Source organism: Rhizobium sp. SYY.PMSO (genome assembly GCF_046840415.1).
Classification (GTDB): domain Bacteria; phylum Pseudomonadota; class Alphaproteobacteria; order Rhizobiales; family Rhizobiaceae; genus Rhizobium.
In genome coordinates this window covers 873470-894828 of record NZ_CP177349.1, presented here as the reverse complement: position 1 = coordinate 894828, position 21359 = coordinate 873470, and the positions used below count along the sequence as shown (strand labels likewise).

Annotated in this window: 23 protein-coding genes and 1 tRNA gene; 11 read left to right on the top strand and 13 right to left on the bottom strand. The window is 60.5% G+C overall.

The genetic code is table 11. The features are described from left to right. Positions 1–31 precede the first annotated feature (31 nt). The gene (locus tag ACJJVH_RS04350) at positions 32–1288 is read left to right on the top strand and encodes a GNAT family N-acetyltransferase (protein WP_412064803.1); all 1257 of its coding nucleotides are present in this window, start codon (positions 32–34) and stop codon (positions 1286–1288) included. Here the strand turns inward: ACJJVH_RS04350 and ACJJVH_RS04345 are convergent, their stop codons facing one another. Then, a complete protein-coding gene (locus ACJJVH_RS04345) occupies positions 1289–3526 on the bottom strand; it encodes a GumC family protein (protein WP_412064802.1) in 2238 nt (745 codons plus the stop codon). A gap of 190 nt (positions 3527–3716) precedes the next feature. Between ACJJVH_RS04345 and ACJJVH_RS04340 the strand changes: the two genes are divergently transcribed. The 6 genes from ACJJVH_RS04340 to ACJJVH_RS04315 all read left to right on the top strand — a co-directional run bounded on the left by ACJJVH_RS04340 (position 3717) and on the right by ACJJVH_RS04315 (position 9932). Then, the gene (locus ACJJVH_RS04340; protein WP_112797404.1) at positions 3717–4292 is read left to right on the top strand and encodes a polysaccharide biosynthesis/export family protein; all 576 of its coding nucleotides are present in this window, start codon (positions 3717–3719) and stop codon (positions 4290–4292) included. A gap of 12 nt (positions 4293–4304) precedes the next feature. Beyond that, positions 4305–5450, top strand: a complete 1146-nt coding sequence (locus ACJJVH_RS04335; protein ID WP_113358069.1) for a glycosyltransferase family 4 protein — start codon at positions 4305–4307, stop codon at positions 5448–5450. Between the two features lie 76 nt (positions 5451–5526). Then, positions 5527–7086, top strand: a complete 1560-nt coding sequence (locus ACJJVH_RS04330; protein WP_113386179.1) for an undecaprenyl-phosphate glucose phosphotransferase — start codon at positions 5527–5529, stop codon at positions 7084–7086. Further along, the gene (locus ACJJVH_RS04325) at positions 7083–8345 is read left to right on the top strand and encodes an O-antigen ligase family protein (protein WP_412064801.1); all 1263 of its coding nucleotides are present in this window, start codon (positions 7083–7085) and stop codon (positions 8343–8345) included. The genes ACJJVH_RS04330 and ACJJVH_RS04325 overlap by 4 nt, the downstream gene beginning before the upstream one ends. Then, positions 8342–9577 (top strand): glycosyltransferase family 4 protein, encoded by a 1236-nt coding sequence (locus ACJJVH_RS04320; RefSeq protein ID WP_412064800.1) that lies wholly within the window; start codon positions 8342–8344, stop codon positions 9575–9577. The genes ACJJVH_RS04325 and ACJJVH_RS04320 overlap by 4 nt, the downstream gene beginning before the upstream one ends. A gap of 64 nt (positions 9578–9641) precedes the next feature. Beyond that, positions 9642–9932, top strand: coding sequence for a helix-turn-helix domain-containing protein (locus ACJJVH_RS04315; protein WP_112797258.1), 291 nt, complete (start codon positions 9642–9644; stop codon positions 9930–9932). A 53-nt stretch (positions 9933–9985) separates the two neighbouring features. On the opposite strand, the gene ACJJVH_RS04310 is transcribed toward ACJJVH_RS04315, so the two are convergent. Together ACJJVH_RS04310 and ACJJVH_RS04305 are read right to left on the bottom strand one after the other, a co-directional pair. Further along, the gene (locus tag ACJJVH_RS04310) at positions 9986–10996 is read right to left on the bottom strand and encodes an alpha/beta hydrolase family esterase (RefSeq protein ID WP_412064799.1); all 1011 of its coding nucleotides are present in this window, start codon (positions 10994–10996) and stop codon (positions 9986–9988) included. A 220-nt stretch (positions 10997–11216) separates the two neighbouring features. Then, entirely contained in the window at positions 11217–11429 is a 213-nt protein-coding gene (locus ACJJVH_RS04305) for a hypothetical protein (protein ID WP_412064798.1), read from the bottom strand. Positions 11430–11508: 79 nt separating this feature from the next. On the opposite strand from ACJJVH_RS04305, the gene ACJJVH_RS04300 reads away from it, so the two are divergent. Together ACJJVH_RS04300 and ACJJVH_RS04295 are read left to right on the top strand one after the other, a co-directional pair. Then, entirely contained in the window at positions 11509–12072 is a 564-nt protein-coding gene (locus tag ACJJVH_RS04300) for a hypothetical protein (RefSeq protein ID WP_412064797.1), read from the top strand. A 92-nt stretch (positions 12073–12164) separates the two neighbouring features. Continuing rightward, positions 12165–12863 carry a thermonuclease family protein gene (locus tag ACJJVH_RS04295; RefSeq protein WP_113370216.1) on the top strand — a complete coding sequence of 233 codons (699 nt, stop codon included), beginning with the start codon at positions 12165–12167 and terminating at the stop codon, positions 12861–12863. A gap of 36 nt (positions 12864–12899) precedes the next feature. On the opposite strand, the gene ACJJVH_RS04290 is transcribed toward ACJJVH_RS04295, so the two are convergent. Both ACJJVH_RS04290 and ACJJVH_RS04285 read right to left on the bottom strand, forming a co-directional pair. After that, positions 12900–12976: transfer RNA gene (locus ACJJVH_RS04290), tRNA-Pro, on the bottom strand. An 86-nt stretch (positions 12977–13062) separates the two neighbouring features. Then, a complete protein-coding gene (locus ACJJVH_RS04285; protein WP_113503844.1) occupies positions 13063–13461 on the bottom strand; it encodes a BA14K family protein in 399 nt (132 codons plus the stop codon). Positions 13462–13636: 175 nt separating this feature from the next. Here ACJJVH_RS04285 and ACJJVH_RS04280 point away from each other — a divergent pair, with 175 nt between their 5' ends. Continuing rightward, positions 13637–13894: a hypothetical protein gene (locus ACJJVH_RS04280; RefSeq protein ID WP_412064796.1), complete on the top strand. Its 258-nt coding sequence runs from the start codon at positions 13637–13639 to the stop codon at positions 13892–13894. 82 nt (positions 13895–13976) lie between these two features. Here ACJJVH_RS04280 and ACJJVH_RS04275 read toward each other — a convergent pair whose 3' ends face one another. From ACJJVH_RS04275 to ACJJVH_RS04240, 8 genes are all read right to left on the bottom strand, one after another. Continuing rightward, positions 13977–14306 (bottom strand): hypothetical protein, encoded by a 330-nt coding sequence (locus ACJJVH_RS04275; RefSeq protein WP_112797250.1) that lies wholly within the window; start codon positions 14304–14306, stop codon positions 13977–13979. Between the two features lie 259 nt (positions 14307–14565). Further along, positions 14566–15672 (bottom strand): porin, encoded by a 1107-nt coding sequence (locus ACJJVH_RS04270; protein WP_112797248.1) that lies wholly within the window; start codon positions 15670–15672, stop codon positions 14566–14568. Between the two features lie 337 nt (positions 15673–16009). Next, the gene (locus tag ACJJVH_RS04265; protein WP_112797397.1) at positions 16010–16555 is read right to left on the bottom strand and encodes a MerR family transcriptional regulator; all 546 of its coding nucleotides are present in this window, start codon (positions 16553–16555) and stop codon (positions 16010–16012) included. A 223-nt stretch (positions 16556–16778) separates the two neighbouring features. Beyond that, positions 16779–17117, bottom strand: a complete 339-nt coding sequence (locus tag ACJJVH_RS04260; protein WP_112797246.1) for an integration host factor subunit alpha — start codon at positions 17115–17117, stop codon at positions 16779–16781. Between the two features lie 107 nt (positions 17118–17224). Then, entirely contained in the window at positions 17225–18196 is a 972-nt protein-coding gene (locus ACJJVH_RS04255; protein ID WP_112797244.1) for a beta-ketoacyl-ACP synthase III, read from the bottom strand. 19 nt (positions 18197–18215) lie between these two features. Further along, positions 18216–19262, bottom strand: a complete 1047-nt coding sequence (gene plsX / locus ACJJVH_RS04250) for a phosphate acyltransferase PlsX (RefSeq protein WP_112797242.1) — start codon at positions 19260–19262, stop codon at positions 18216–18218. A 102-nt stretch (positions 19263–19364) separates the two neighbouring features. After that, on the bottom strand, positions 19365–19922 hold the full coding sequence (locus ACJJVH_RS04245; protein ID WP_113358075.1) for a DUF177 domain-containing protein: 558 nt from the start codon (positions 19920–19922) through the stop codon (positions 19365–19367). Between the two features lie 9 nt (positions 19923–19931). Then, entirely contained in the window at positions 19932–20489 is a 558-nt protein-coding gene (locus ACJJVH_RS04240; protein ID WP_113391933.1) for a ubiquinol-cytochrome C chaperone family protein, read from the bottom strand. Positions 20490–20764: 275 nt separating this feature from the next. Here ACJJVH_RS04240 and ACJJVH_RS04235 point away from each other — a divergent pair, with 275 nt between their 5' ends. Next, positions 20765–21274: an outer membrane protein assembly factor BamE gene (locus ACJJVH_RS04235; protein ID WP_112797236.1), complete on the top strand. Its 510-nt coding sequence runs from the start codon at positions 20765–20767 to the stop codon at positions 21272–21274. The last annotated feature ends 85 nt before the right edge of the window (positions 21275–21359 follow it).

Here is a 21359-nt window from a genome sequence, read left to right as displayed (position 1 = left end):
TCGAACGACGCGCCGGAGCGGAAAGGATCGAATGCAGACCCAGACGCGAGATATCGCCGGCATGGCCGACGCCGACGCGGCGAATGAACGGGCTGCGTCCATTCCGGTTCGTTCTTCGGCCGCCGACCATCTTCGCGTGGACGTCTTCGACAGCATGGCACCGCTCGAGGCCGAATGGCGCGCACTGGAGCAAGACGATCTCGCCTCGCTGCATCAGAGTTATGACTGGTGTGCGGCGTGGGTGGAAAGCTTCCGGTATCCCCTTGCCATTCTTCGCGGCTCGATCGGCGGTCGCGTCGCCTTCATCCTGCCGCTGGAAATCACCCGCAGCCACGGGATCAGGCGGGCCGAGTTCATCGGCGCACGCCACAGCAATATCAATACCGGCCTGTTTTCAGCCGAATTCCTGGCTGGCGGAGACCTGACCCCGGCGGACGCAATCGCCGTCGCGGCCGCTCTGCGTGGCAAAGCCGACCTCGCCATCCTGCGCAACGTGCCGCTTGAATGGCGCGGCCGCAGAAACCCGCTTGCCTCCCTGCCCGCGGTCGAAAACCAGAACCACGCCTTCCAGCTGCCCTTCCTCGACAGTTTCGAAGCGAGCCTGAAGCAGGTGAACGCCAAACGGCGGCGCAAGAAGTACAAGCATCAGAGCAGACTTCTCGATGCCAGGGGCGGCTATGAGTATGTGATTGCCGAACCCGATCAGCAGGGCGCGCTTCTCGATCTCTTCTTTCATCAGAAGGCGATCCGCTTCAAGGATGCCGGGCTACCCGACGTCTTCGACGATACCGCGACCCGAGCCGCGCTCCATCGGCTGCTGCGATGCCGCACAGGAAGCGGATCGGACTCTATGCTGCAGATGCATGCGCTGCGCCTGAGGGGGGAACACGAGGGGCATATTCCGGCGGTCGCCGCGCTGTCTCGGAAAGGCGGTCACGTCATCTGCCAGTTCGCCTCCATCGACGAGGCTTTCGTTGCCGAAGCAAGTCCCGGCGAATTGCTGTTCTGGCTGACGATCGAGCGCCTGCACCGCGAAGGCGTCGCGATTTTCGATTTCGGTATCGGCGACCAGATCTACAAGCGCTCCTGGTGCCCGATGGAAACGGTACAGCATGATCTGATCCTGCCGATTTCAGGCATCGGCCGTCTGGCCGCAACGGCACAGCGCAGCATCACGCGGGCGAAGGCGGCGATCAAGTCCAACCGCAAGCTCTATGCCTTCGTCCAGCGGCTGCGCGCACGACGCGGCATCGTCACGGCGACGGCGGACGAAGGCGAAGGAGACTGATCAGGCCGCATCGCGGCGCGTATCCGGATCATGCTCCTCGCGCCAGCCGGACATGAGAATAATGTGCTCGTAGCCAGCCTTCTGGAACTCCGTCATCGCCGCGAGGAACTGGCTTTCGTCGGGCTCGGGCATGGAGAGGACGATTTCCGTATCCTTGCTGCGCGTCAGCCGCGCAACGCCGGAGACCTCGGCGGCGCCGCATTCGACAAGAACGATATCGTAGGCCGAGCCAAGCGCATCGAGGATCAGCGACAGGCGATCGGCGCCGCGCATGGCACGATCGAGGTCGCTCATGCCCTGCGGCACGAGATGGGCATCGGACAGGCGATCCGGATGGATCGTATCGCCAAAGGCTGCTTCGCCGCACAGCAGATCGGTCACGCCGGCAAGCCCGTCATGCTCGGCCATGAGCCTGGAGGGACATCCGGTGCCGGTCATGTCCACCAGCACGATGCGACTTCCCGCATCCGCAATTGTCCGCGCGAGCATGACCGTCGCCGTAGAACCATTGTCACCGGTCGGCGATATGGCGATTGCCAGCCGCGAGCCGCTGTCGATCAGATAATCCGCGACGGACTGAATGGAGAAATCCTCCTCTTCCTCCGCCGCATGAACCGCTTCCTCATGACCCCCTGCTTCCGGTTCATGGGCCGGTCCGATCGCGGTCTCGGCCAGCTGGACCGGAGCCTCTTCCGCCGGAATCGACAGCATGCTTGCGGGCGCTTCGCCGAGGCTTGCCGAGGTCATAACCGGAGCCGGCATCGCCTCGGTATCGGGTTGAGGACGTTTCGGCGCTTCCGCCAGTGCAACCTCATCCTCCTTGCGAGCGGGGCCGACCGGCCGCAAGGCCCGGCCGCTGAACAGCTCGGCGAGCATGATAACAATGGCCGTCAGGATGAAGGTCGCCAGTGTTGCGACAACGACGATGGGGCCGACCTTCGGATAGGACGGATCGACCGGCTCGACCGCCGTCGACACCACGCGCGCATCGGCGGGGCTGGAATTCTTGTCTACGCGCGAAGCCGCCTCACGATAGCGAGCAAGGTAGGTCTCGAGCAATTGCCGCTCGGCTGCGGCTTCACGCTCCAATGCGTTCAGGCCGACTTCATCCTCTCCTGCCCTGGCGCTGTCGGCCTTCAGGGTGTTCGATTGCGCCACGAGCTGCTGCTCGCGCAGCTGCGCCACCTTGGCCTCGTTCTCGATGCTTGCGAGGATTCTCTGGGTTTCGCGGTTGATCTGCTGGCGGATATCGGCCAGCTGCGCGCGCAGGCTTTTCAGGCGCGGATGGCCGTCCATCAGCGTCGTCGACAAATCGGAGATTTGCGATTCCAGGCTGGACTCGGTCGCCTTCAGCCGCTGGATGGTCTGCGACCCGGAGACATCGGCGAGAGTGTCGGTGGAGCGTCCGCTGGACAGCGCACTGCGCACGGCCTGCGCCCTCGCCTCGGCATTCGCCCTGTCACCGCGCACCTGCGCGAGCTGCGTGGAAATATCGGCAAGCTGCTGCGTGGCGAAATTGTTGTTCTGGCTGGTCTGAAGCAGACCGTTGGCGGAACGATAGTCGGCGACCTTCTTTTCGGCCTCGCTGACCTTGTCGCGCAGCCTGGCAATCTCCGGCTCCAGCCAGCGTGTGGCCTCGCTGTTGGAATCGAGCTTGGCGCCGCTCTGCATCGACAGGTAGACCTGCGCCATCGCATTCGGCACGCTGGCGGCAAGATCGGGATCACGGGAGGTAAAACTTATGCCGATCACGCGCGAGCTGTTGATCTGGTAGACCTGCAGCCGGCCATTGAAGGCATCCAGCATCCGCTCTTCCGGCGCCTTGTCGGCGGCGGCATGCTTCAAATGCAGCTTCACGAGAATATCGGACAGCGCAGAGCCATTGCCGCCTGACGCAAATTCGGGGCGCTCGTAGAGCTTGAGATTGGTGATAACCTGCTTGACCAGATCCGCCGACTGCAGGATCTGCACCTGGCTGGCGATATTAAGCTCGTCCAGCAGAGGGCCGGAGCTGGAATCATTGCCTGACGTCGTCGTCGCAAAGGCCGGAGCGCGCTGCTCGATCAGGATACGGGCTTCGCTGCGGTATTCCGGCGAAACGACCTTGGCGATGACGAATGCCGCGCAGGCGCCCGCGAGCGTGATGGCAACGACGCGCACGCGCCGTTTCCACACGGCGCGGAAGAGCTGCGCAAGATCGATGTCCACATCCTGCTGGGCGTTGTTGACACCGGACATAAGCAAGAACTCCGTAATAGAAAGCCAAAATTAATCGTAAACGACTATGGTAACCCAAGCGTTAATAGTATTTCTCTCGCGTTATTTTTGGGATCGCTAAATTTTCCCCGAATTCCTTTGCTATTTACCGACCGTTAACCCTAACGGATTGATAACGACGACAGTGTCTTCCTTTTCCAACGAGCGCGAAATGCCCCTCGCAAAGTCAAAGATTGTCCTTGCACTTGGCATGGCCGCCGTGAGCGCCGCGCTCGCCGGCTGCAATACCTATCAGCCCGCGCCGAAAGCCTTCAGCGAGGCCACGATCCAGCCTTATGCGTTGGACAGCGGCGATAGGCTGCGCATAACCGTGTTCGATCAGCCGGGCTTGACCAATACCTATACGATCGACCAGGCTGGCTACATCGCCTTCCCGCTGATCGGTCAGGTCGCTGCCCGCGGCCGGACCCTGCAGCAGCTCTCCGGCCAGATCGCCCAGAAGCTCCGCCAGGGCTACATTCGCGATCCGGACGTTACCATCGATATCGACCGCTACCGCTCGGTTTACATCATGGGCGAAGTCGGTCAGCCCGGCCAATATTCCTATGTGCCCGGCATGACCATCCAGAATGCCATCGCGGTCGCCGGCGGCTTCACCAGCCGGGCGAACCAGTCCAACGCGGATGTCACCCGCAAGATCAACGGTCATGTCATGACGGGGCGGGTCGGCATTTCAGACCCGGTACTGGCGGGCGACACCATCTATGTCAGAGAGCGGTTGTTCTAACCGCGCCCGTTCATGGCCAGATCGCTCCGCATCCTCCATTGCTTCAGATCGCCGGTCGGCGGAGTCTTCCGCCATGTCCGGGATCTGGCGGAGGAACAGAGCAAAGCCGGGCATCAGGTCGGCATCCTTTGCGACAGCCTGACGGGCGGCGAGCATGAGGACCGCCTGTTCGACGACATCGCGCCCTTTCTGGCGCTTGGCGTGGTTCGCCTGCCGATCCGGCGGCAGATCAGCCTGGCGGACATTGCCACGCTTTGGGGCAGCTACAAGGAAATCAGAAGTTTGCGGCCGGATGTGCTGCACGGGCATGGCGCCAAAGGCGGCCTTCTCGCGCGCGTTCTCGGCTCGATCCTGCGGGTGAACAGGTATCGCGTAGCCCGCCTCTATACCGCGCACGGCGGAAGCCTGCACTTTGCGCGCGCCTCCATGCAGGGCATGCTGGTGCACAGCATGGAACGAATGCTGGAATTTCTGACCGACGGCCTGATCTTCATCTGCGATTTCGAACGCCGCACCTACGAGAGAAAGATCGGCAAGCCGCGCACCCGCACGGTGATGATCTACAACGGCATCAGCGAACGGGATTTCCGCAACATACCGACACGATCGGATTCCGTCCATTTCGTCTATATCGGCATGCTGCGGGACCTCAAAGGTCCCGATCTCTTTGTGGACGCCTTCGCAAAGACCGAGCGCCGCATCGGCAGGCCGCTCTCGGCTCTGATGATCGGCGACGGCCCGGACAGGGACAAGTATCACCGGATGATGATAGAGCGCGGCCTCGGCCACCGCATCGGCATGCTGCCGGCCATGCGGGTGCACGAGGCTTTTGCCGTGTCGCAGAATGTCGTCGTTCCCTCCCGCGCCGAAGCCATGCCCTATATCGTTCTGGAGGCGCTTGCCGCGGAAAAGACAGTCATCGCCTCGCGTGTCGGCGGCATTCCGGAAGCGTTCGGCGAAAACAGTGCCGCGCTCGCAAATCCGGACGATGCCGACGACCTTTCCCGCATCATGGCCGAAGCGATCACCGAGCCGCAATGGGGGCTGCGCAACATGCCCCATATCGACACGATCCGATCGAATTTTTCCGCCTCCGTCATGGCCCGGGATACTTTGCGCCTGTATCAAAATATACTTGGTTCGGACCCTGACGGTTAGAATACAAGCAAGTGTTGTAAGTGTTTCTTAGCTGATATCTGGTAGGCATTGTCCGGTAACGATCGGATAAGTTGCCATGAACACTACCGAAAGGTCCGAGCAGTTCAACTTGGACAATATTCGCAAGCAGGTTTCGGAAATCCGCACCCGCGATGCGGGAGAGACCGCGAGCGATCGTCCGGACGGCATCAACGCCTATGCCCGGCAAATCGCCGAACAATTCCGTGAAACGAACCAGTCGCCCGCGATCATCGTCGGGCAATATCGGCTGTTCGAGTTTCTGTCGCTGCTCGCGCTCGGGCTGGCAATCCTCTTCTTCGGAACGTCGGCGGATATTCATCCGTTCGCGTCGAAAGCCATCGTAACCATTGCCCTGTGCGGCCTTGCGATCGTGTTTCTGCAGATTGCCGATGCCTACCAGATACCGGTGCTGCGCTCGCCACAGCATTTCCTGAAACGGATTCTCGGATCGTGGGCGGCAGCCTTCGCAGTCATGGCCGTCGCCCTCGTTCCGTTCGACATCAACAATATCTATTCGATCCGCCTTCTCTGCCTGTGGCTTGCAGCGGGCGCGGGCTTTCTCCTCGTCGCCCGCCTGCTCTTTGCCTACGGCATCCGTCATTGGGCCCGCAACGGCATTATGGAGAGACGCGCCGTCATCATCGGCGGCGGCGAGCCGGCCAAGGAACTCATCCGCGCACTCGAACACCAGCCCGACAACGACATCCGCATCTGCGGCATCTTCGACGATCGCGGTGAAAAGCGCTCCCCCATCATGGTCGCCGGCTACCCGAAGCTCGGAACGGTCGCGGAACTCGTCGAATTCGCCCGGCTCGTCCGCATCGACATGCTGATCATTTCGCTCCCGATCAGCGCCGAAGACCGCATTCTGCAATTGCTCAAGATGCTTTGGGTGCTTCCCGTCGATATTCGCCTGGCAGCGCATGCCAACAAGCTGCGCTTCCGGCCCCGCTCCTACTCGCATGTGGGCGCCGTGCCGATGCTCGACATTTTCAACAAGCCGATCCGCGACTGGGATGGCGTTGCCAAGCGCATCTTCGATATCGTCTTCAGCCTGGGCGCCCTCGCCTTGCTCTGGCCGATCATGCTCGGCGCGGCGATCGCCGTGAAGGCAACGTCGAAAGGGCCGGTGCTCTTCATGCAGAAGCGCCACGGCTTCAACAACGAGGTCATCAACGTCCTCAAGTTCCGCTCGATGTATACGCATATGAGCGACCCGACCGCGCGCAATGCCGTGACGAAGAACGATCCGCGCGTCACCCCCGTCGGGCGGTTCATCCGCAAGACCTCGATCGACGAACTGCCGCAGCTTTTCAATGTGCTGCTCGGCAACCTCTCGCTTGTCGGCCCGCGGCCGCACGCGGTGCTTGCCGCCAGCCACAACCGTACCTATGCGGATGTCGTCGAAGGTTATTTCGCACGCCATCGCGTGAAACCGGGCGTGACCGGCTGGGCGCAGATCAACGGCTGGCGCGGCGAGATCGACAGCGACGACAAGATCAAGTTCCGCACGGCCTACGACCTCTATTACATCGAGAACTGGTCGCTGCTCTTCGATCTGAAGATCCTCCTCCTGACGCCGTTCCGCCTGCTCAATACGGAAAACGCCTATTGACCACGCTCGATCTTTCAGCGTCCCGCGTCGCGCGGCCGCAGCTTGCCGCGATGCGGCTGCTCGGGACGGCCGGCGTCGCCGTCGGCGTGTTCCTGTCCGGTTTCGTGATCGCGGAGCCGGCGCCCTACGAGCTGTGGCTCGCCTTTCTCATCGGCATCTGGTTCATCCTCGGGCTGAAAATATCGCGCAGCGTCGCGCCGCTTCTGGCTCTCTTCCTGGCGTTCAACGTCGGCGGCATGCTGTCGATCACGCAGATGCATGATCTCGCCGCCGGAAATCATCTCGACGGCCCGATCTATATCGCCGTCTCCACCTTCCTGGCGCTGAGCTCCGTCTTCTATGCCGCCATTGCCGAAGACAACGAAAAGCGGCTGAGGCTGATCTTCAATACCTGGGTGGTGGCGGCACTGATCACCGCCAGCCTCGGCATCCTGGGCTATTTCCATGCCGTTCCCGGCTTCGACATCTTCACCCGCTACGATCGCGCCATGGGCGCTTTCCAGGACCCGAACGTCTTCGGCCCCTATCTGGTGGCACCGAGCCTCTACCTCATGCACGGTCTCCTCATCGGCGATTTGAAGAAGGCGCCGATCAAGGCTATTTGCCTGTTCGTTCTGGCCTTCGGCGTGTTCCTGTCCTTTTCCCGCGCGGCCTGGGCCCTGTTTGCCTTCGCCTCGGTAATGCTGATCTTCAGCATGCTGCTGAAGCATCGCAGCAACAGGTTCCGGCTGCGCATCCTGGTCATGGCGCTGACGGCGATCATCCTCATGGTCGTCCTGCTCGTCGTCGCGCTGCAGTTTCCTCAGGTCAGCGACCTGTTTTCCACGCGCCTGCAGCTCGTCCAGAGCTACGATGGCGGCCATCTCGGCCGCTTCGAGCGCCACAGCATCGGCTTCATGATGTCGATGGAACGGCCGCTCGGCATCGGGCCGCTGGTCTTTGGCCAAATCTTTCGCGAGGACGAGCACAATACCTGGCTCAAGACGCTGACGACCTATGGCTGGCTCGGCTTCTTCTGCTGGGTCAGCATGATCTGCTGGACCATCTATATCGGCTTTCGCAACCTTCTGAGAGAACGGCCCTGGCAACCTTTCCTGATGATCGCGTGGATCGTCATTCTCGGCCATGTCGGTATCGGCAACGTCATCGATACCGACCATTGGCGCCATCTTTACATGCTGATCGGCATCGTATGGGGCTGCGGCGCGCTCGAACTGAAATATCAACGTGCCCTGAACGGAAAGGGAGCAGCGCCTTGAACATCCGCACCAACGTCAAGCGCCTGTCGTTGCTGCAGGTTCTCGAGCCGAGCGGCGGCGGCTCGGGGCGGCATTTCCTCGATCTGTGCCGGGCCATGCAGAATCGCGGCCATTCCGTCACGGCCATCTACTCACCGGTGCGCGCCGAGCCTGCCTTCGTCGCCGAACTGGAAGGCCTCGGCCTCGACAACGTCATTTCGCTGGCGATGCGGCGCGCTCCAGGTCCCTGGGATCTGACGGCATGGCGGCATCTCCGCAAGATCGCTGCGGTACACGGGCCTTTCGATCTGATCCACGGCCACAGTTCGAAGGCAGGCGCGCTGACGCGCCTGCGGCTGCCGGGACGGCATGTTCCCGTCCTTTACACGCCGCATGCATTCCGGACTATGGACCCGACGCTGGGCGCCAGGGGTCGCTTGATCTATGGCGGCATCGAGCGCTTTCTCGGCACATGGCTGACGGATCGGCTGGTCTGCGTTTCGCAGGACGAATACAACCATGCCCTGTCGCTCGGCATTCCCGAGGCACGCCTGCGCGTCGTCGTCAACGGCGTCAATGCGCCGCCGGCCAGCCAGCGCGCCGCCATCCGCAAGCGATACGGCATCCCCGCGGACGCCCTGCTTTTCGGCTTCGTCGGCCGGATGACCCGGCAAAAGGCACCGGAGCGCCTTGTCGACGCATTTGCGCGCATAGCGGCCGAACTGCCGCACGCCTATCTGCTGATGATCGGCATCGGCGAGTTGGCCGATATCGTCAAGGACATGATCAAAAAGGCCGGCCTTGAAGGACGCGCCCATCTCGACGGCAGCGTGCCCGGCGTCACGGCCATCGATGCCTTCGATGTCGTCGTCATGCCGAGCCGCTACGAGGCGATGTCCTATGTGATGCTGGAGGCTGCGGCGGCCGGAAAGCCGCTCGTCCTGTCCGATGTCGGCGGCGCGCGCACGGTACTGGAACACGGCAAGAACGGCTATATCGTTCCCAACAGCGACGACCCGGAAGCTCTGGCGGCTGCCATGGCGAGCCTTGCCGATCCGGCTCTTCTTGCAAATTTCACCGCCGAAGCGCGCCGCCGCAAGGACGGCTATACGCTGGCGGGCATGGCCGACGCGACCGAGAGAATCTACCACGAGCTGCTCGGAACCCCTTCCCCGGCTCATCTGCAATTGACGGAAAATCCAGTCATGCGCGATATGGCCGAAGATCGGGAGAAGAGCGCGGCCGTTCTTTAAGCCTGCACGCGATTTTTATCCAAAACCGGTTCCGCTTCCCGCGCCGATGCGATAGAGTTAACCCATGATTACTTCAGCACAATTACGCGGCGCACGCGCCATGCTCGGACTGACGGTGGAAACGCTCGCAAGCGAGAGCAAGCTTCCGGTATCGATGATCGAAGCACTGGAAACGGACATCAATTCGACCGACATCAAGGCAGCTGCGACGGTTCGTTCCGTCTTCGAAAGCCGTGGCGTGCTTTTCCTCGCCGGCGGCAGCGACGGCGCGGGCGGCCCTGGCATACGCTTCAAGCATTGGTCGGAGAACGATGGCATTCGGCCGGAAAACCTGAATGCCACCAATGACGATTGACGCTGAAGCGCGTCATTATCGCAAAATCGCCGCGCATGTCTGCGCAACCTGTCTCAGGCTGCCAGATTCCAGCTTTTGACGAGTTCTTCCGGTGCCGACAGGGCAGCGGGCAGAATGAAGCGCTCCGTGTCGTTGGCCGGTTCCCAGCCCTCGACGACGGAGCCGACCGGCAGGCCGTGTCCAAAATCATTCAGCGTCACGAGCTCCAGGATCAGGTTGCCGTAATCATCGCGCCATTCGCGCCGCTCGCCGCCGTCGAACAGGCGCAGCCGACCCTTGGTCCGCGGACGCTCGCGCGCGGCCAGCCACTGAGCGACGGAAGCCTCGGCATTGGCAAAGGAGACGACCTCGTCCTCATCGCCGTGCCAGATGGAAACGGCCGGGTAGCGCGCAGCTTCGGGTGAGACTTCGCGAACGAGTTCGCCCCACTTTTCAGCCGTGCGGGTAGAGCCCCGCGCCATGACATCGAGAGCTGCCATCGCATCGCGGGCGGCTCCAAACGGCAGGCCGCCGATAATCGCGCCCGCGGCAAACAACTCCGGATAGGTTGCAAGTAGCGCGGCAGCCATGGCGCCGCCGGCCGAAAGGCCCATCACGAAAATCCTGTCGGCATCGATCTTGTGCACGCGGCAGCTGAAATCGATCATTTCGCGGATGGAGCCGAGCTCGCCGCGATCGCGCGTCACAAGGCTTGGACGAAACCAGTTGAAACAGAGATTGGGATTGTTCGACGTCTTCTGCTCGGCATAGAGCACGGCAAAACCATGCTCGCGAGCCAGCGCTGTCCAGCCGCTGGCGCGATCGAAATCCTCGGCATTCTGATGACAGCCGTGTAGAACGACAACCAGCGGCATCGGGCCTTTGACACCCGGCGGTACATATTCAAGCATGCGCAGGTCGCCGGGATTGCGGCCGAACCACAAAACGTCCGCCAGCCGCTGCGGCGCAGGCCGCTTGGAAACGCGGCGGCGCGGCGGCTGAGTCATCGGAAACTGCAGCTGCGGCAGCTCTACGGAGTCGACGAGCAAGCGGCGAAGCCGGCTCGGTACTTTAAAATTCATCATGGACCTTTCTATCCACGCCAACCGCAACCGGTTTTCTTCCGCTGCGGCGGGCGCGCACTGTTTCTTTCGAGAAGCAGTGAACATCGAGAAATCGAATCTCTTTGTGCAACGCAGCAAATATAGGGGGGCATGCCCACGTCGAACAGGCACAATGCATCATTGCTGCTATGTGAAATCAGCTTAATCGATTAGATTTTCAGCGGAAACCAGCGCTATTGCGTCAGAAATAAGCCCTTGCGAGCGCGAGAATTTTCGCGTCATCCTTCACGCCCTGGCGGTAAAGCTGGATGATCAATGCGCCAAGGCGCTCCGCCTCCGGGCTGCGGGGATCCATGCCACGATCCGTGCAGACGGTGTCGAGCACCTTTTCCAGGCGATCCAGATCGTCTGAAAACAGGGGTAAATCCCGGGGATGGATAGGAGTTTCCAACATTCGTGCGTCTCGTCATCCTTCGGGCAGGACCACGCGAAACCTCGCCGGCACCCGCGTTATATCCGACGATGCTAAGACTATGCGCTTCGCACGCAGGCTTGGCAAGGAAGCTTTTCAGCAATCGCGCCCGGCGACACGCCTCCGATTCGCAAACACGGCGGCAATTCCCGCCAAGGGTACAATTTTAAGTTACCGTATCACCAAGCATTTATCCGCATCTGCGATAAGCACCAAAAACGGAGGCAAGACCATAATCAGATTTTTAATCCCAACAGTTGTCGGCATGGCGCTTGCCGGCGCGACGCTGCCGGCGTTCGCACAGAACTTTTCGAATCTTCCCTTGCGCAATCCCCGCCAGCAGCCGGACGGATATATTTCCGTTCAGTCCGGAATATCCATCTCCTATCCGATTGCGGATGGCGATAGCGAGGAGCAACAGGAGAAAGCCTTGAAATCCTTTTACAAGATCGCCGCAAGCAGTTGCGCGACCCTGCTCGACACCATTGCCGAAGCCTGCGAGATCAGCGGCATGTCGAGCAACAGCTCGGTCAACAATCTCGACAATCGCGGCACGAGACTTTCGATCAGCGGACAGGTGACGATGTCGGTCAAGCTCAAGCCGTCGACAGCCGCCGCGAAATAGCACGTCACCATCGCAATCGGCAAATCAGGTCCAAGCCAACGGATCGGTAAGAAATGGCGGCGATAATCCCCTCGCAATAGAGGGATGATACCATGGCGAAAGCGAAAAGACGCACGCGGCGCAAGCCACAACCCAAGGCGGGCAATTCGATGTGGCTGTGGGGTATCGTCGGTGTCGCGGCCGTGGCCGGCATCTATGCCTACCAGCACCGCAAGGACATGCCGTCGATGCTCGCCCGAGCCGGCACGGTCGCCGGCATGCCGCACATCGCGCGGGAAGCGCCGGTGCCGGCAGCGAAGCCGCAGGTCAGGACGGCGGCCATCGCTCCCGAGCCGCGCGCGACCATATCGACCCTGCCGGTGCCGCCCGCCGCCATTCCGGTGGCGATGCCGGTCAACAGGATACCGGTCGACCGACCCTCCCCCGGCCTGCGAGCGCAGACTGGAGGAAAATTCGTGCTTTGCAGTGCCGGTTCGGGCACGAATTGCGTCGTGGACGGCAATACCTTCTGGCAGGATGGCATCCGGATCCAGCTGGCCGATATCGATGTGCCGGACGCCGGAGAGGCGCGCTGCCCCAGCGAGAGACAAAAAGGCGTGGCCGCGAAATTGCGGCTGCAGGCCATTCTCAACGACGGGACTTTCGTGCTTTCAGGCAGCAGCCGCCGCGACGACGAAAATGGCGGCAAACTGCGTATCGCCATGCGCGCAGGCCGCTCGATCGGCGACCAGATGGTCTCCGAAGGCCTTGCCCGCCGCTGGACCGGCCAGGCGCCGTCCTGGTGCAGCTGATTTTTAGAAATTTGATTGGGAGTTCAAGAAGATAAATGGTCGGGGCGACTGGACTCGAACCAGCGACCCCTTGACCCCCAGTCAAGTGCGCTACCGGGCTGCGCTACGCCCCGACCTGCCGAAACGGCTTGTTTCGTTTAGAGTTTAGCGTTTCCCGACGCAAGCGAAAAGTGGCGGCTTGCTCAGAAAAAGTTCCGGTTCAGCGACAAGCCCGTCTCGGTCCGTAACTCGGCTGATAGGTGTTATCCGAGGCGCGGTAGGAACGATAGCGGCTTGCGCAATCGCGCGTACGGCCATCGTAATAACCGTCGGCATGCTGCCTGTCGAACAGCGTGCCGGTTACGAAGGATTTGAAGAGCACGCCGCTGTCGGAATTATCATCGTAATAGCTGTCGGAGCCGTGATGCCGGTGGCCGCTGCCCCAGTGGCTGTGATGGTGATGCCAGTGGCCATGGCCGTGGTCGCGAACCTGGATGACATCGGACTGTTCGGGCACGGACAGAGCCGGCATGGTAATGGCCCCGGCCGGCATGGCGGCGCCGGCCGCCAGCAACAAACCAAAGCCCGCGGCAGTTATCGACTTGGCAATCGTAAACATATGCGACTCCTTCGAAATCCGGCGGCGGCGCCTCGCAAATTTACGTGAAAAACCTTGCTGCCGCGCACGACGTCATTATCTGTATATAGTGATTTGGAGCCCCACTCATAGATGCCCTCCGTCTTTATTGTGCGGCAGATTTCGCCGAGACGACAGGGTGCGGAAAGTTATGGCAATGAAGCCTCTGATAGCCCTTATGCTATGTGCCCCTTTGCTTGCTGCGTGCACGACAGCTCAACCGTTGCAACCCATTCCCGGCAGCATTATCTATGGCGGCCAGCCACACATGAAGCTGACGGAATCGCCGCCCGGCACGCGCCTAAAGCATCGATTCACCAATCAATGGGGTCAGGACGTCTATGAGACCTACATCATCCAGCCGGATCGAAGCCTGAAACTCGTCAGCCGCCAGGAGATGAGCCCGCCGTTCTGACGCGCATATCGCTCCATGAACGAAAACTCCGCCGGCGCGAGCCGACGGAGTGTGCATTTCAATCCCTTCGGGGAAAGCGGCCTTACCAGCAGCGATAGCACCGGCGGTAATAGGGCCGGCCGTAGTAGCCGCGATGATAGTGATTATCGCTGACGGCAGCGCCGACGAGAACGCCGCCGATAATGCCGGCCGCCGCCACGGCCGCCGCCTGGTTTTCAGCCTGCTGCGCCTGGGCGCGGTTGGCCTGATAGGTCGTGCCGACGCAACGGTTATAACGCTGCGTTCCAGGACGGAAGCCCTGCGACTGACAGGTCATTTCAGCGTTGGTCGCAGATTCCTGCGGCGTCTGGCAGCTCGATAAAATGGTGGTTACGGCGAGGAGGCTCGCCGCCACGGTAGCACGTATGCGCATATTCCCTCCGGTGAATTCAGGATACAACCCCGGAGAAGCGAAATACAGCCAACGGTAAGCTTTAGCAAGCCGAGGAAAGCCAGCAATGCGGGAAATTCGGCCCAATCCGCTGAAATCACGCGCGAAGATAGTATTTTGCTTAACAGCTGGATAGCACTATGCGGAAAAAACGAGAGGCCCCGTCGGACGACAGGGCCTCCCCGCACATCACCTTTGCCGGAGCGATATTCACCGGCCGGATCGGATCATTCGCCTCAGATCAGAAGTTGCGTTCGAAGCGGAGAATGCCTGCGACCGTATCGTCCTTGATGTAGTCGTAGTGCATGTAGGTCACTTCCGGCTCGACCAGCAGGTCCTTGACCGGATTGAACTTCAGGTTCGTGGTCGCCTCGAAGATCTTCGAGTCGGTGTAGGCGAGCTGGAGGTTCCACTTCAGCTTTTCGTTGATCGGAACGCCAACGCCGCCCCACAAAGCCCAATCGCCCCAACCGCACTTGGCCGCATTGACCGTGCCGTTCGATGCGGTGCAGGCCGAGATGTCCTGGTTGGTGCCGGCGTATTTGTTCAGCTTGTCGCCATCGGTATTCCAGCCGCCCATCAGGAAGGCTTCCACGCCGCCGAACTTGGCGTCGATACGGGCCTTGATGGCGCCCTCCTCGACGATCGAGTCGTAACCGCCGACGACCTTGAAGCCCCAGTTGTCGGTCTTGTAGCCGGCGCCGGCGACGACGTCGGGAGCATAGTGGTCGGACTTGTCGTCGGTCCACCAACCGGCGCCATAGGATGCCTCGCCATCAGAGGTGGAGTTGCTGTCTTCGAGCGAGATGACAGCCGTGAAGCCGTTGCCGGCATCGTAGTTGTAGGTCAGCTGGTTGAGTTCGTAGGGACCGTCGTAGATCGCATCGTCGTTGATGACGTCGCCAGCGTAGCCTGCGTACAGATTGTACTGCGAGTCGAGCTTGCCGACCGTGAAGCCGCCGAGGCTGATGTTGGCGAACAGCAGCTTTGCGGAGGTTGCGTTTCCGTCGTTCCACTCCCAGCGGAAGATGGTGTTGGTCTTCAGCGGGCCGTATTCCGTATCGGTAGCCGTGTCGACATTGAGCTCGACGCGCTCATGCCAGAGCGTCCCGACCTTGCTGCGCGGATTATAGGCGTCATACCACTCGCCCTCCGTGCGAACCTTTCCACCGACCTTCAGGCATGTTTCCGTGCCGGGAATATAGAAATAGCCAGTGCCGTATGCATCGCAGATACGGACATATTCAAGTGGTTCGGGCTCGGCGGCTACAATGGCGTCGGCGGCATGGGCGGCGCTCGCTGCGACGACGGCAGCGGCGGAGCCAAGAAGAAGGCTCTTGATGTTCATGGTGTCTCCATTCGACTAATCCGTCAGGGATGGAGTTTCCCGGCAGACACGGCGTGCCCCTCCATAGCCTGACTGTTCCCCTCACACAGGGCGAAGCAACAAAGCTTCGTCATCAAACTGAACCTGCGTCTCCATCGCGGCAAGTTAATAAGTCTTCCTTATTAATTTTCACAACGCAGAAGAGTGGCGACTGTCACAAAAATATCACGCCGGCGCACAATAGATGCGCAGGCGATACACAGCCAAAACATGCACAAACCAAAATTGCGCATATAATAGTTGTATATTCTTGGAATTCGGCCGGCTTTTACTGGAATCGCTGCCGCATCGAGGACAGTTATCGCACCTGGTCGAGCAGGCGCTTGCATTCCAGAAGGTCGTAGAGCGTCTCCTGAAGCAAGGCACGATCCTCCTTGCCGACGCTGGATTTGCCGATGGAAACATCCGGCGCGCCGTCCTCGCCGCTGACGAAATTGAAGAAACGGCGGCTGATGGGCGCCTTGGCGCGACCGACGAGCTGATCTTCATCCGAATTGACCGAGCCGATGCGCGGCTCGACGCTGGCCGGCTCCTGCGCGGAGGCAAGCGCCTCCACACTCGCAAGATCCCCATGACCCACGGCAATGACGAACTTGTTGCCGTTGGTCTTCAGAAGCTTCTGCACACCCTTGATCGTATAGCCATGGTCATAGAGCAGATGGCGGATGCCGTTCAGCAGGTCGACATCTTCAGGGCGATAGTAGCGTCGGCCGCCGCCGCGCTTCATCGGCTTTATCTGCGGAAACCTGGTCTCCCAGAACCGTAGGACATGCTGCGGCAGATCAAGGTCTTCCGCGACTTCGCTGATCGTGCGAAATGCATCCGGGCTCTTGTCCATCATCATACTCCTACTGTGCGCATGCGACGCCGTTCGGGCCGGATCGCGCAGGAGGGATATGGAATCCGTACGCCTTGCGATGCGACTCACCATATTTCAACGGTTTGGCGGCGGAAATTCAAGTCACATCTTCAACCGGTGCACAAGCTGGCAACAAACGGCAGGGAAAGAGGCATAAAACAGGCCGCAAGACAGGACATGCGGCCGAATGGAAAACGTCGGGATGGACTCAGGAAGCAGGATTTGCCGGCTTGGCCTTTGCCTTGCGGCTCGCATGCGCTTTCAGAATACGGGTCTTGAGAACGTTCGAAGCCTTGAAGGTCATGACACGCCGCGGCGAGATCGGCACTTCCTCGCCGGTCTTCGGATTGCGCCCTATGCGTTCATTTTTATCGCGCACCTGAAACGTCGCAAACGAGGAGAGCTTCACGGTTTCCCCACGCACGATGGCGTTACAGATTTCGTCGATCACAGTCTCAACGAGTTCCGCCGACTCCGTTCGGGAAAGACCGACCTTCCGGAATACCGACTCCGCCAAATCTGCGCGCGTCACTGTCTTGCCTGTCATAGCTCCCCGCCCATATCGCTGCGTAATCTTCTTTGAATTTCGCGAGACTATTGCCCTTGCGCCGAACGGTCAAGCTCTTGTTCGGAACGGCTTTTAGAGATGCGGCACTACCAGCGCAGCAGGACGGCGCCCCAGGTGAAGCCGCCGCCCATGGCTTCGAGCATCACCAGATCACCCTTTTTGATTCGGCCATCTCCGGCTGCGGCGGCAAGCGCCAGGGGGATCGAGGCCGCCGAGGTATTGCCATGGAGGTCGACGGTGATCACAACCTTCTCGGGAGCAATTCCGAGTTTCTTTGCGGAACCGTCGATAATGCGGCGATTGGCCTGATGCGGCACCAGCCAGTCGAGATCGTCCGGGGTGGTGCCGGTCGCATCGAAAGCGGCCTGAATGACGTCGGTAATCATGCCGACGGCGTGCTTGAACACCTCACGGCCCGCCATGTGCAGAACGCCGACCGTTCCTGTCGTGGAGGGTCCGCCGTCGACATAGAGCTTTTCCTTGTGCGCGCCATCGGAGCGCAGGCTTGCCGTCAGCACGCCGCGGTCGGTATTGGCGCCGCTCCCCTCGCCCGCTTCCAGGATCAGCGCTCCAGCGCCATCGCCGAAAAGGACGCAGGTCGTGCGGTCGGTCCAGTCGAGGATACGGGAAAACGTTTCGGCGCCGATGACGAGGACGCGCCTGGCAAGGCCGCCGCGAATATAGGCGTCGGCTGTCGTCACCGCATAGACGAAGCCGCTACAGACGGCCTGCACGTCGAAGGCAAAGCCGTGATGCATGCCGAGCCGGTTCTGGATATTCACCGCGGTTGCGGGAAAGGTGTTGTCCGGCGTCGAGGTGGCGACGATGATCAGATCGAGGTCGTCGGGCGTCAGGCCGGCATTGGCGAGAGCCGCACGGGCCGCCTGCTCGCCAAGCGAGGCCGTCGTTTCGCCTTCGCCGGCGATATAACGCTGGCGTATGCCGGAGCGCTGGACGATCCAGTCGTCGCTGGTGTCGACGATCTGCTCCATCTCGGAATTGGTCAGGACGCGCTTGGGGAGCGCCGCCCCAAAGCCGCGAACAATTGAACGGATCATTCTGCTTGTACCCCGTCGCTCATGCCGCTTCCGGCCCTATGGGAGGCAGCCGCTTGGCATGGTATCTTTTCAAATCGTTTTCGATTTTCTGTGTGAGGCCATTCTTGGCCATATCGTAACCGACGTCGATGGCGGCCGCGAAAGCCTCCGCGTTGGCGCCGCCGTGGCTTTTGATGACGATGCCGTTGAGGCCGAGGAAAACGCCGCCGTTGACCTTGCTGGGGTCGAGCTTCTCACGCAGTAGATCGAAGGCGCTCTTGGCAAGGACGTAGCCGATGCGCGCAAGCAACGTGCGCGACATGGCGGCACGCAGATAGGAACCGATCTGCTTGGCCGTGCCTTCCGCCGCCTTCAGCGCGATATTGCCGGAAAAGCCTTCCGTGACGACGACATCGACAGTGCCCTTTCCGATATCGTCGCCCTCGACGAAACCGGAATATTCGAGCGACTCGAGATTGGCCTCGCGGATCAGCCGGCCCGCGTCCTTGACTTCTTCCTGGCCCTTGATCTCCTCGACGCCGACATTCAGCAAGCCGACCGTCGGGCGCTCGATTTCGAAGAGCGCGCGTGCCATGGCGCCGCCCATCAGGGCGAAATCGAGCAGCTGCTGCGCATCGGCTCCGATGGTGGCGCCGACATCGAGCACGATGCTTTCGCCACGCAGCGTCGGCCAGATTGCGGCGATCGCCGGGCGTTCGATATTGGCCATCGTGCGGAGACAGAATTTCGCCATCGCCATCAGCGCGCCGGTATTGCCGGCGGACACGACGACATCGGCATCGCCCGCCTTCACCGCATCGATCGAACGCCACATGCTGGAAACATAGCGGCCGCGGCGAAGCGCCTGGCTCGGCTTCTCATCCATGCTGATGGCGACTTCACATTCGTGAAAGACCGATTTTTCGCGAAGCTTCGGATATTTGGCGAGGACCGCTTCGCAGCGATCCTTCTGACCGTACATGATGAATGTGATATCGGGATGCCTATCCAGCGCCCTGGCCGCGCCGGGAACAACAACCTCTGGGCCGAAGTCGCCACCCATTAGGTCAAGAGAAATTCTGATCACGCGTCCCTAGTCCTTTTTCTCCGCCTAGTACGGCGAATTTGGCGTCAAAATACCTTTTTCTCCCCCGGTTACAACTGAATTGTGCTCAATTGCCAAGCGGGCCTATTCCTTTTTCCAGTCTTTCAGAACGGCAAATGGCGAGGGTTTCCTGTCGTTCTCGCCCGTGTCTTCCACATGCGCGGCGAACTCTGCGCCGGGCTTGCGCGGATATGGATCGATAGCAAGAGCGGCAAACTCCGCGACGACTTCCCCGGCATCGATCGTGTCGCCGGTAAAGGTTTCCGGAAGATCCGGGCCATCCGGATCGAGCACCATTTCTCCCGCATCCATCGTCGGCGCACGCGCCAGCTTCGAGTCCTCGGGTATGAAGATATGCTCGAAGTCCTCGTCGATATCCGATTCGACCGGTTCGAGCGTGACGACGCAAGCCTGGACCAGCTTCGCCTTCACGTTGCCCTTGATACGCACCCCGTCACGCTTCCAGCGCGAGATCTTGAGATCGGCCGCAAGCTTCTTCACCGAGAGGACGTCCCAAAGAGCGGCAAGCCCTGCAAGCTCGCGGTCGTCCGCTTCGATATGTACCTCCACCGGATTGGCGGAGATATGGCCCACCTTCACCGGATAGGAAAACGGCGTTTCGTCGGAGTCGTGTCTTTTCATTTTTTCCTCCTAGCCGACCTGTCGGTCGAGTCTTTCCGGCAGCAGCAACGTCGCCGAGCCCGTGGCGATCCGATCCTCGGTTATAGTCGTCAGATGCGCTTCCGCCATCAGCATCCAGTGCGCCAGCGCATCCATGGACGCCGTGCCTTCGTCCGCCTTGGGATAGATGTTGCGCCGTAGCGCCATGGCAAGCGCCGCACGATCATGACCATCCATGGCGGCCGCATAGCTTTCGAGCCGTCCGTAAAACATGCCGGCCAGCTTCTTCATGCGTTTGGGGATGCTGTTGTCGCCGATTCCAAGCTCGCGGATCGAATAATCGATATCCTCGAAAAAGGCATCGACGATTTCCTGTGCAAGTTCCTGACCGCTGGTCACGGAAGATCGCGTGCGGCGAAAAAACAGGATCATCATCACGGACAGCAATTCGAAGCGCCCCATCACCGTGTCAGGCACGTCGTAATCGGTATAGAAAACCGGCTGCCGCGCCATGGAGGTCAGGGCCTCATATTGCCTGACGACGATGATCTGATTGTGATTTCTTTTGCGGAAGAGCCCAAAAATCATGAAAATTCCCGGAATTGGCTCCCTCAGAGCGTGTCGTTTTTGCTTGGCCTTGTTGCATCCACGCAAAAGCTGGTTTACCGAAGCAGGCGCGAATTGCAATGCCGTTTGTGCCCGCTTCGTGGCTCACCCTTTACCGTCGTCCCGTTGTGAATGATCGGTGATGAAGAATGCCCGAACAATGGCATTGTGTCTTTTCCAATCGCGGAAAGGCCACAATGATATGCACAGCAAGGTCATACCGGCCGTCCGGCCATCGGATTGATTCATTAGGGGAGATGTCGTTGACGAGACGGTATTTCAAGTCTGACATAAATTTCAGCAGCAGTGCCGCCATCGCCCTGGTGATTGCGACCGTGGGACTTTCGGGTTGCAAGACCAGCGAGGTCATGAACAACGGCTACATCTTCGATCAGCAGTCGCTGGCACTCGCGCCGGTCGGCTCCAGCCGCGAGCAGGTTCTGCTGTCGCTCGGCACGCCGTCGACCACCGCGACCTTCGATGGGGAAGTCTTCTACTACATCTCCCAGAAGCGCACGCGCGCCGTCGCCTTCATGAAGCCGAAGCTGGTCGACCAGAACATCCTGGCGATCTACTTCGACAAGGACGGCGTGGTGAAGCAGGAAGCCAACTATACGCTGAAGGACGGCAAGGTCTTCGACATGATCAGCCGCACGACGCCGACCGGCGGGCGCGACATCACCTTCCTGCAGCAGATTCTGCAAGGTGGCGGCAGCGGCGTCAACGGCGCGAGGAACTTCCTCAACAACCTCAATCCGGGCCAATAAGCCGGGAAGGTCACTTGAACGAAAAACCCGCGAGGCAGTGCCCCGCGGGTTTTTCTTTATGCGTTCGGTTTGCTTTCCTTGCAGC

Bases quoted from the DNA above. Each gene is read 5' to 3' on its own strand.
- ACJJVH_RS04350 (WP_412064803.1), top strand. From the start codon at position 32: ATGCAGACCCAGACGCGAGATATCGCCGGCATGGCCGACGCCGACGCG.
- ACJJVH_RS04345 (WP_412064802.1), bottom strand. From the start codon at position 3,526: ATGTCCGGTGTCAACAACGCCCAGCAGGATGTGGACATCGATCTTGCG.
- ACJJVH_RS04340 (WP_112797404.1), top strand. From the start codon at position 3,717: ATGCCCCTCGCAAAGTCAAAGATTGTCCTTGCACTTGGCATGGCCGCC.
- ACJJVH_RS04335 (WP_113358069.1), top strand. From the start codon at position 4,305: ATGGCCAGATCGCTCCGCATCCTCCATTGCTTCAGATCGCCGGTCGGC.
- ACJJVH_RS04330 (WP_113386179.1), top strand. From the start codon at position 5,527: ATGAACACTACCGAAAGGTCCGAGCAGTTCAACTTGGACAATATTCGC.
- ACJJVH_RS04315 (WP_112797258.1), top strand. From the start codon at position 9,642: ATGATTACTTCAGCACAATTACGCGGCGCACGCGCCATGCTCGGACTG.
- ACJJVH_RS04310 (WP_412064799.1), bottom strand. From the start codon at position 10,996: ATGATGAATTTTAAAGTACCGAGCCGGCTTCGCCGCTTGCTCGTCGAC.
- ACJJVH_RS04305 (WP_412064798.1), bottom strand. From the start codon at position 11,429: ATGTTGGAAACTCCTATCCATCCCCGGGATTTACCCCTGTTTTCAGAC.
- ACJJVH_RS04300 (WP_412064797.1), top strand. From the start codon at position 11,509: ATGCGCTTCGCACGCAGGCTTGGCAAGGAAGCTTTTCAGCAATCGCGC.
- ACJJVH_RS04295 (WP_113370216.1), top strand. From the start codon at position 12,165: ATGGCGAAAGCGAAAAGACGCACGCGGCGCAAGCCACAACCCAAGGCG.
- ACJJVH_RS04285 (WP_113503844.1), bottom strand. From the start codon at position 13,461: ATGTTTACGATTGCCAAGTCGATAACTGCCGCGGGCTTTGGTTTGTTG.
- ACJJVH_RS04280 (WP_412064796.1), top strand. From the start codon at position 13,637: ATGAAGCCTCTGATAGCCCTTATGCTATGTGCCCCTTTGCTTGCTGCG.
- ACJJVH_RS04275 (WP_112797250.1), bottom strand. From the start codon at position 14,306: ATGCGCATACGTGCTACCGTGGCGGCGAGCCTCCTCGCCGTAACCACC.
- ACJJVH_RS04270 (WP_112797248.1), bottom strand. From the start codon at position 15,672: ATGAACATCAAGAGCCTTCTTCTTGGCTCCGCCGCTGCCGTCGTCGCA.
- ACJJVH_RS04265 (WP_112797397.1), bottom strand. From the start codon at position 16,555: ATGATGATGGACAAGAGCCCGGATGCATTTCGCACGATCAGCGAAGTC.
- ACJJVH_RS04260 (WP_112797246.1), bottom strand. From the start codon at position 17,117: ATGACAGGCAAGACAGTGACGCGCGCAGATTTGGCGGAGTCGGTATTC.
- ACJJVH_RS04255 (WP_112797244.1), bottom strand. From the start codon at position 18,196: ATGATCCGTTCAATTGTTCGCGGCTTTGGGGCGGCGCTCCCCAAGCGC.
- ACJJVH_RS04245 (WP_113358075.1), bottom strand. From the start codon at position 19,922: ATGAAAAGACACGACTCCGACGAAACGCCGTTTTCCTATCCGGTGAAG.
- ACJJVH_RS04240 (WP_113391933.1), bottom strand. From the start codon at position 20,489: ATGATTTTTGGGCTCTTCCGCAAAAGAAATCACAATCAGATCATCGTC.
- ACJJVH_RS04235 (WP_112797236.1), top strand. From the start codon at position 20,765: ATGTCGTTGACGAGACGGTATTTCAAGTCTGACATAAATTTCAGCAGC.